Source organism: Asaia sp. SF2.1 (genome assembly GCF_000505765.1).
GTDB classification, from domain to species: Bacteria; Pseudomonadota; Alphaproteobacteria; order Acetobacterales; family Acetobacteraceae; genus Asaia; species Asaia bogorensis.
In genome coordinates, this window is record NZ_AYXS01000008.1 from 59,910 (window position 1) to 66,753 (window position 6,844).

8 protein-coding genes are annotated in these 6,844 nt (G+C 61.0%); 1 reads left to right on the forward strand and 7 read right to left on the reverse strand.

Annotation, left to right across the window (positions count from 1 at the left end):
- The 6 genes from P792_RS38460 to alkB form a co-directional block, all read right to left on the reverse strand.
- The coding region (locus P792_RS38460; protein ID WP_023978140.1) for a glutamate--tRNA ligase family protein at positions 1-452 on the reverse strand (452 nt) is incomplete at its 3' end.
- Positions 453-543: 91 nt separating this feature from the next.
- Entirely contained in the window at positions 544-1,320 is a 777-nt protein-coding gene (locus P792_RS25490) for a hypothetical protein (RefSeq protein WP_023978141.1), read from the reverse strand.
- Positions 1,320-1,694, reverse strand: coding sequence for a hypothetical protein (locus P792_RS25495; protein ID WP_023978142.1), 375 nt, complete (start codon positions 1,692-1,694; stop codon positions 1,320-1,322). Before P792_RS25495 ends, P792_RS25490 begins: the two co-directional genes overlap by 1 nt.
- Complete coding sequence (locus P792_RS25500; protein ID WP_023978143.1) at positions 1,691-2,896, reverse strand: nicotinate phosphoribosyltransferase; 1,206 nt, start codon at positions 2,894-2,896, stop codon at positions 1,691-1,693. The genes P792_RS25495 and P792_RS25500 overlap by 4 nt, the downstream gene beginning before the upstream one ends.
- Positions 2,893-4,287 carry a class II 3-deoxy-7-phosphoheptulonate synthase gene (locus P792_RS25505; protein ID WP_023978144.1) on the reverse strand — a complete coding sequence of 465 codons (1,395 nt, stop codon included), beginning with the start codon at positions 4,285-4,287 and terminating at the stop codon, positions 2,893-2,895. Before P792_RS25505 ends, P792_RS25500 begins: the two co-directional genes overlap by 4 nt.
- Before the next feature lie 69 nt (positions 4,288-4,356).
- Positions 4,357-5,001 carry a DNA oxidative demethylase AlkB gene (gene alkB / locus P792_RS25510; RefSeq protein WP_031240351.1) on the reverse strand — a complete coding sequence of 215 codons (645 nt, stop codon included), beginning with the start codon at positions 4,999-5,001 and terminating at the stop codon, positions 4,357-4,359.
- A gap of 141 nt (positions 5,002-5,142) precedes the next feature.
- Between alkB and P792_RS38465 the strand changes: the two genes are divergently transcribed.
- Positions 5,143-5,529 carry a hypothetical protein gene (locus P792_RS38465; protein WP_023978146.1) on the forward strand — a complete coding sequence of 129 codons (387 nt, stop codon included), beginning with the start codon at positions 5,143-5,145 and terminating at the stop codon, positions 5,527-5,529.
- Between the two features lie 89 nt (positions 5,530-5,618).
- Here the strand turns inward: P792_RS38465 and P792_RS25520 are convergent.
- Positions 5,619-6,844, reverse strand: a 1,226-nt coding sequence (locus P792_RS25520; protein WP_235075420.1) for a carbohydrate porin, incomplete at its 5' end; no start/stop codon positions are given.

Consider the following 6,844-nt stretch of genomic DNA (forward strand, 5'->3'; position numbering starts at 1 on the left):
TTGTGACCGTCTGAGAGGCGAAAGCGCCAGTAAGGCGTCTTGCCATTGGCTTCGGCACGCTCACGCTGCTCAGGCGTCATGCGCAGCATGGCACGGTCATAGATGGGGGGCTTGCGCGCCTTGAGGCGCAATTCGCGCTTGGCGGCCAGTTCCTGCTCGCTCTCGAAACAGGGATAGAGCCGCCCCGAAGCCTTGAGGGCCTCGATCGCCTTGGCATAGCGGTCGAGCCGCTCGGACTGATGGGCCATCTCGTCCCAGTCGAGACCGAGCCATTCGAGATCCGTCTTGATCCCCTGCTCGTATTCCGCCTTGGAGCGCTCCAGATCCGTATCGTCGATGCGCAGCAGGAATTGTGCGCCATGCTTGCGGGCATACAGGGCGTTGGCGATGGCAAGGCGAGCATTGCCAACATGGAGATAGCCGGTCGGGCTGGGGGCGAAGCGCAGTTTCATGCTGCCTCTATGCCAAGGGCGCGGGCAATTTTCCATAGCCCGCGCACGGTATCGCCATCAGAAATATGCGTGAGTCCAAAAACCGGCGCGTTCAGAAAACCCGGGAGAACCCCGCCCGCTGCAATTCGGCGAGTGCGCCAAGTGCGCTCGGGGTCACGATAGCACGCGGATCGAGATGGTTCGTCAGCGTCGCCGCAAGCTGTTCCTGTCCTGGATTACCGGCTACGGCACCCAAAGCGAGCAGACGCCCGGCATGGGCCCATACAGCATTATGGCAGGCGAGGAACACAACGCCCCGGGCCTGCAAGGCCAGGATACTGCGTCCAGCCGCCCCGTAAACGCCCTGCTCATCCTGATGATGGCGCGAATACCCTGTGGCGACCTGCCTGAGCGGCGGTACCGACTGGCCCGACGACGTCAGACGTGACAGGCCATAACGCGACCAGGCCTCGTCATCGTAAAGGGCCAGCTGCGCCTCACGCCATAATGCCATGACAAGCAGGGCCTCGGGGTGACCGAAGGAGAAAATCTCGCTGTTCAGCAGGTTCTGCGCCTCGACGGGCCAGTTGCCCGAAAGCGACGTCCCGGTGCCTATCATGCGCTCTTCGCTGCGATAGGCCCGGAGGGCTTCGAAAGCGACATCGTCCCACAGATCGGGATGATCCAGCAGACGCGGCAGCGTCGTGAACTGACGCCGGCGCGACACGGCCTGAAGCTGACGGCTCAGCGCAGGCAGGCTGGTCTGAGGCGATGGCGGCTGAGGAACGACCGCTGAACTCGTCTCCCGTGCCACTGCGGCGCGTGAAAGAATCGCAAGCACAGGGCCAGCCGACAGGCCCGCCAAAATCTGACGCCGGTTTATCGGCATCAGATCTCGATCTCCTCATCATCCTCCACAAGACGGCGCGGATCGAGGGTGCGCCAGTCACGCTCCATCGGCGTAGCGGGGTTGGCAGCGAAATCCTCAAGTTCCGATGCAGACTTCCAGCCATCATCTCCGGCCTCGACGACAATGGCGTCCTCACCGAACGAGAACCAGGCTTCGAGCACTTCACGCCCTGCGGCCCCGCCAACGCGGCAGCGCTCGACGCTGTCGCGCACATAGGCACGTGCGTAGGCATTGGCGTGGGCGAGGTCCTGAAAGTCTTTCACTTCCTCCACGATGCCTTCTTCCGCACCGCCCGAATTATCGAGAATACGGACGAACCAGCCGCGATCGGGTTCTGCTTCAGAGCTGCTCATGCTTCGCTCTCCTTCTCTCTGGACCGGATTCTCTGCAGGAGGAACTCGCGTCCGACTTTCACCCGCTTTTCACCGTCATAAGCCACGATATCGGCCGTGGCGTAAGTTTCGTTCCATTTGACCGGAATAAACGAGCCTGTCCCGACCACATCGAGCGGGGCATGGGAATCACGCATGGTCATGCATTTCTGCAGGCCAAATCCCGACGAAACGATGATCCGCACCTCGGGGAAACCAGCGGCATTGAGCTGCTCGCGCATCCACCAGATGGCGGCGGCCGACACGCCCGTGCCGACCAGATCCTTCAGCTCGTTATCGGAACGGTAGCGCCGTATCGTGCCAGGCGTATGACGCTCCAGCACGGCATAGGACGATTGGGGGTCGAGCCCTTCAATGAAGCGCCCGCCATGCGTATCGAGACGCACGCTGATTCGCCCCTGCGCCGCCAGCTCGGGGAAGCGACGGCACACTGCGAGCGCATCGGTGATTTCCTGCCCGAAATAATCGACCAGCACCACGAGAGGGTCGTCAGGATAGACCTCGCGATACATCTCTGCGGCACGCAGCGTCGAGCCCGCATAACCGATCAGGGCATGAGGCATGGTGCCCAGCCCATGATCCTGGCCGAAGAAAGCCGCCGTAACATCATTGGCGCAACCGACGAAGCCCTTCGCGCCCTCGCGTCGGGCAGCGCGTGAGCCGATCGAGGCGGCATAGCCCATCATTTCCTGCATCTCGAATCCGGCGCAGTGACGGGCTTCCATGGCCATGAACGCTGCATCCGGCAGGGCCAGCGCCATCTGATAGGCATTATGGGCCGCGACGCAGGCTGAGCCGAGCTTTTGCAGCAAAAGGGTTTCGAGGGGGGCCATGCGGGTAAAGGGCCCGGTCAGGTAGAGCAGCGGCTCGCCTGCGCCAACCCAGCTTCCCTCAGGGTAGATCGTCTCGATCTCGACCGAAAAACCCTGCTCACGCGCGACATTCTCGAGCCACGCGACCATCAGCCCATGCGCCGCAATGACGGGCCGGCGAATGAACAGCGCGTAGGTGACCTGACACTCGCCAAAATGCGAGACGATCTTCTGCGTCCGGTTGAAATAGGCGTCTGTCCGCCCGGCAATCTCGCCGGGTGTCAGAGCGAGTTTCGGGCTTAACGCTGCATCAAGTGCAGCGCGTCCCTCATCGGCCTTGGGGGGCGTCATTCCCGCAGCGCCCCGTGATCGCGGAAGTGACCCGTCAGTTCCTCGGCCAGCAGGAACGCCATCTCAAGCGACTGCTCGGCATTGAGGCGCGGATCACAGAACGTCTCGTAACGCCCAGCAAGGTCGGCTTCCGTCAGACGATGGGCACCGCCGACACACTCGGTGACGTCCTGCCCGGTCATCTCGATATGGATGCCACCAGGGCGCAGCCCAGCCTGTTGGAATACCGAGAAGAAGCCCTTCACCTCACCCAGAATCGAGTCGAAGGAGCGGGTCTTGATCTTGTCTGCCGTGGCGATGGTATTGCCATGCATCGGGTCGCACAGCCATGTCACGGTGCGGCCGGAGCCACGCACCTTGTCGAGCAGCGGCGGCAGGAAATCACCCACCTTGCTGGCGCCCATGCGGGAAATGAGCGTGATGCGACCGGCCTCGTCCTTCGGGTTGAGGATATCGAGCAGCTTCTCGAGATCTTCCAGCGTGGTGGTGGGGCCGACCTTGATGCCAATCGGATTGCCCACACCGCGCAGGAACTCCACATGCGCCCCATCGGGCTGGCGTGTCCGATCGCCAATCCACAGGAAATGGGCCGAGCAATCGTACCAGTTCTCGCTCAGGCTATCGATGCGCGTCAGGGCCTGCTCATAAGGCAGCAAAAGCGCCTCATGCGAGGTGTAGAACTCGGTCTCGTTGATCTGCGGCGCGCTCTGGTTGAAGCCACATGCCCCCATAAAGGACAGGGTCTCATCAATGCGCTGGGCAAGGTCCTGATAGCGTTCAGCCAGTGGCGAGCGCTTGACGAAGCCGAGATTCCAGCGATGCACCTGATGCAGATTGGCGTAACCACCCGATGCAAAGGCACGCAGCAGGTTCATCACGCCAACAGACTGGAAATATCCTGTTTCCATACGCGCCGGATCGGGGATTCGCGCCGCCTCGGTGAATTCCGGGCCGTTGATGATGTCGCCGCGGTAACAGGGCAAGGTCACGCCGTTCTGCGTCTCGGTATCGGATGAACGCGGCTTGGCATATTGCCCGGCCATACGCCCGATCTTGATCACCGGCACCTTGGCACCGAAGGTCAGCACGACGGCCATCTGCAGGAGCACACGAAACGTATCGCGCACGATATCAGCGGTGAACTCATTGAAGCTCTCGGCACATGCCCCACCCTGAAGCACAAAGGCCTCGCCACGCGCTGCCTTGGCAAGCTGGCTCTTCAGGCGCCGCGTCTCGCCCGCAAACACCAGGGGCGGATATCGCCGCAGACGGGCTTCGACAGAGTCGAGCGCGGCTGCATCCAGATAATGCGGAGCCTGACGAATGGGGTGCGACCGCCAGCTCGACGGCGTCCAGCCGGCGTGCACAGCGGATTCGCGGTTCGGGTGCATGAGAGTATTTTCCTTGAGCCGAAAAAAAGGGTTCTCACTATGAAACGGAATGGCCGATCCGGCTAGGGGCTAGCACGCCCCTAGCCGGCGAAACGTCAGATTCCAGCGCCGGTCTCCCGTCAATTCATGGTGGCCCGGCTTCAGCGGGGCGATCCCATGATAGGCCAGACGCGACGGGCCACCCCATACCACGACATCTCCGCTCAGGAGCGAGAGCTTGCGTGTCGGGGCCGTGCGCTCCAGCCCTCCAAAGAGAAATTGTGCGGCCACACCGAGCGAGACCGATACGATCGGGCTGTCCAGCGCCGTCTCGTCGCGGTCCTGATGAAGCCCCATGCGTGCACCGGGCACATAACAGTTGATCAGACAGGTCTGGGGCACAAAGCCAGGATAGCCCGCCTGCTCCGCCATGACCCGGGCCAGTTCGAGCCAGTTATCCGGCATCTCCGGCCACGCCGTACCACTCAGGGGGTCTCGGGACTCGTAACGATATCCAGCCCTGTCGGATTGCCAGCCCAGCGCGCCACAATTTGTCATCTCGACCGAAAAACGCCGACCACCCGGCGTCTCGAGGCGACGCAGGGGTGCTTGTGCCGTGATTTCGTGCAGCTGTTGCATCAGCCTGGCCTGCATGGCCCGCGCGGCGCCCGGCAGGAACAGCGCGCCGGGTGCCAGAAGCACAGGCTGTCTGGCTGCTGAGAAGAGATCGTCCATCATAATAGGCTCTTGCCGCCTCTGGTCTCACGAACTACTTGAAAACAGTATCTGCGCCAGAGATCGGGCCAAATTCCGAAATGGCAACCACCACTCCTGTGCGGCGACCGCAGCGGGACGAAACTGCAAGGGAAAGCTTTCATGGCAAAGCTCCGTCGCGGCGCCTTTCTGGCCGCCACTCTGTTTGTTCTGCCTGCCGGAACCGCCTTTGCGCAGTTTACCGGACAAAATGCCCCCAATGAGGCCCATGCGCCGCAGAACAACAGCAACGACACCGGTGTGGAATATCATGGCAAGGGCGAACACCTGACCGCCAAGGGGCGCCACTCCCTGCCCCCCGGCTATCAGGAAACACCGAGCACCGAATTCAAGCACGGCCCGGACCCTGACCACGCCGATAACGTGCAGCGTGACGCCGTCACCGGTGCCGATCTGAGCAAGTTCGGCTCGGCCTATTCCAATTCCAGCCCGGTCCAGAGCGGACAACTCGGCGACGCCACCGGCAATGGCTGGGTCGCTCCGCGCTGATCGATCGTTCTCTGACCAAAGGCCCTGCCGTGACGGACGTACCGGCAGGGAAACTGTTTCATTCGGCGGGATTCGCCCTCGGCTTGAGCTCAAAAAGACAGGGTGAACTGCCCTTGCAATGTGAGCGCGTCTGCGTACAGGCGTGAGACGACAGGATGCGTCGTGTAGCTTGTCGTACCAACAAAATAGATCCCACGATGAAGGTGTGCCGCATAGGCAACGGACGACGTCGTGCTGTGATCGAACTTGCGCGGCGTAAATTGCTGCAGGTTCTGTTGGGCTGCCGAGCCGATCTTGTTGTACGTGAACCCGATGGACAGCATATCTTTCTCGCGGCCCCGGAAAGGCCCCAGTGCATAGATCGTCGCCGCATAATCATCGGTAAACACGTTGCTCGTCCGGTCTGCATGATCGGTCTTCAGATCGATATACCAGCCCAGATAAGGAATTGCCGGATTGGTCTGCACAAGCTGCTGGTCGAAAACGACATAAAATGCCGAATTGGAATGACCAAAGGCGCGTTTGCGGTAATCGTAATAGGACGAGCTGTTATAGATCCCTCCGGCACGAAGCCACGTCATGAGTTTGCCCTCGCTGGGGCGTTGCCTGAAACCGATCTCGTCCACATAGATCGGCCTTGCGCCGTTGACGCGAAAATTCACGCCTGACGGGTTGGCACGTGAATCCGCGCCAAACCCGTCAGGGCTCTGGCTGCGGGCAAAACCGAAATGGTTATAAAACCGCCGGTCATGCGCATACATGCGGATATCGAGACCCGGCGTCGGCATATACATAGACATACCCACCTGGTTCGGGATGATACTGGTCGGCCCAAGCGCGGTCGAAGCTGTGCTTGTCCCCAGAAACAGCCCGTAAAACTGACCCAGAAGCCCGTAATAGCCGTATTGCGCGGTGATGCGTCCGTTGAAGAATGTCTGGAAGATGGTGGCCTGACTGAGCGCCGTGCCCCTGATCCCGGCGCCGGGATAGGCCGTCTGCCAGTTATTCATCGACAGGGTGAGCTGAGACCCCTTGTTCAGCCCGACGCGCTCCATGTCATACGTCATGTTGAGCCAGAGATTACCCGAGAAATTGGGGCTCTGCCCGTTATAGGCCTGAGGTTTTCCCTGATGGCCGAGAACATCATAGATCTCGCCGAAAGAGTAATAGCCCTCGACCAGAAAACCCTTGCTTGCCAGCTTGTCACGCAGACCGAACTGGTCCGGAAAAAGCGTGTCGCAGGTCGTGATGATGGGAGACTCGGAGCCTTTCGTGATCATGCGATCATAAGCGTGGCAGGTGTCGTCTTTCCTGA

Coding starts and splice junctions, on each gene's coding strand:
- P792_RS25505 (WP_023978144.1), bottom strand. CDS start 4,287: ATGCACCCGAACCGCGAATCCGCTGTGCACGCCGGCTGGACGCCGTCG.
- alkB (WP_031240351.1), bottom strand. CDS start 5,001: ATGGACGATCTCTTCTCAGCAGCCAGACAGCCTGTGCTTCTGGCACCC.
- P792_RS25495 (WP_023978142.1), bottom strand. CDS start 1,694: ATGAGCAGCTCTGAAGCAGAACCCGATCGCGGCTGGTTCGTCCGTATT.
- P792_RS38465 (WP_023978146.1), top strand. CDS start 5,143: ATGGCAAAGCTCCGTCGCGGCGCCTTTCTGGCCGCCACTCTGTTTGTT.
- P792_RS25500 (WP_023978143.1), bottom strand. CDS start 2,896: ATGACGCCCCCCAAGGCCGATGAGGGACGCGCTGCACTTGATGCAGCG.
- P792_RS25490 (WP_023978141.1), bottom strand. CDS start 1,320: ATGCCGATAAACCGGCGTCAGATTTTGGCGGGCCTGTCGGCTGGCCCT.